At 48.5% G+C, this 1,177-nt stretch carries 1 protein-coding gene and 1 pseudogene; both read left to right on the top strand.

Features of this window, described 5'->3' with window-relative positions; all coding sequences use genetic code 11:
* Positions 1-269 precede the first annotated feature (269 nt).
* The gene (locus tag QVO39_RS00075) at positions 270-953 is read left to right on the top strand and encodes a PASTA domain-containing protein (protein WP_021902490.1); all 684 of its coding nucleotides are present in this window, start codon (positions 270-272) and stop codon (positions 951-953) included.
* 10 nt (positions 954-963) lie between these two features.
* A pseudogene (locus QVO39_RS00070) lies at positions 964-1,177 on the top strand (RluA family pseudouridine synthase); the annotation flags it as partial.

Below are 1,177 nucleotides of genomic sequence, written 5' to 3'. Positions count from 1 at the left end.
AACTCCGCCCAAAAAAGATCGCAGTCGCCCTCTAAAAAATCACCTGTCCGTCTATTCTGCAACACCCACCTTTCTCGCTTGTCTAGCACAAGCTATCCATATTAAGGCTGTGACTTAAGTTTATATTTCTAATGCGTAACCCCTGAGGGCTAAGGGTACATCTTTGCTACTATCGTGGAATTGTGGTAATTTTGAATGGTAATTGACAACGTGGCGGCACCATACCTTACGTATGGAAGTGCCAATAATACTACCTTATCACATAGCAAATGAGTAACAAAGAAACCGACGAAAAAGAGCTAAAACTACCATGGAGCAATAAACAACCATGGTGGCTTAGGCTTTTGATACATATTGGACTGATTGTATTAGCTGGATTATTGCTTCTTTGGGGGTCAATGTTTTTCCTCAAAATATACACCCGTCACGGCAAAGCCATAGAGACGCCCGATATCATTGGGCTTTCGCAAGTCGAAGCCTCTGAGATGCTGGGGCGGTCGAACCTAAATATGGAGGTGGTAGACTCCGTCTATGTAGAGGGTCAGACCCCTGGCATCATACTAGATACTACTCCCAAGGCGGGCTCACGCATCAAGCCCCACCGCACGATCTTTGTGACGGTCAATACGATGAACGTCAAGAGCATCAAGATCCCTGAGTTTGAAGAGCTATCGGAGCGCTCAGTGGAGATGATGCTAAAGGGTGCTGGTTTTAAGAATGTCACGATAGAATATGTACCAGGGCCACACCATCTACTGGTGTTGCATCTCAAGGATAGCACTGGCAGGTACCTCAGTGCTGGCGAGCGTATCCCCTACAACACCCACTTGATTATGGAGGTCTCCTCGGCCGAAGAGTACGAGACAGCGATGATGGATAGCCTTCAGAATAGTTCGCTAGACCTTCCGCTTGACACCCCTATTGAGGAGCCCTCAGGAGAAAATTGGTTTTGAGTGAAGCCCCATGGCGATAGATAAGTACATAGACTACGAAGCAACGGAAGAGGAGGACCTTCTAGAAGAGGAGGAGCCGACTCTGGAGGAGCAGCTCTACGAGCACTTCTCTTGCGTGGTAGATAAAGGGCAGACGCCCCTACGCATCGACCGCTTCTTAGTAGATCGCATGCCCAAGGTTAGTCGCAATCGCATTCAGCAAGCCGCTGAGGCGGGTGCCCTCT

The sequence above is a fragment of the Porphyromonas sp. CAG:1061 genome (genome assembly GCF_000435035.1).
GTDB lineage: Bacteria > Bacteroidota > Bacteroidia > Bacteroidales > Porphyromonadaceae > Porphyromonas_A > Porphyromonas_A somerae.
The sequence above is the reverse complement of the archived record's forward strand: the minus strand, read 5'-3'. Positions and strand labels throughout refer to the sequence as shown.

Coding starts and splice junctions, on each gene's coding strand:
- QVO39_RS00075 (WP_021902490.1), top strand. CDS start 270: ATGAGTAACAAAGAAACCGACGAAAAAGAGCTAAAACTACCATGGAGC.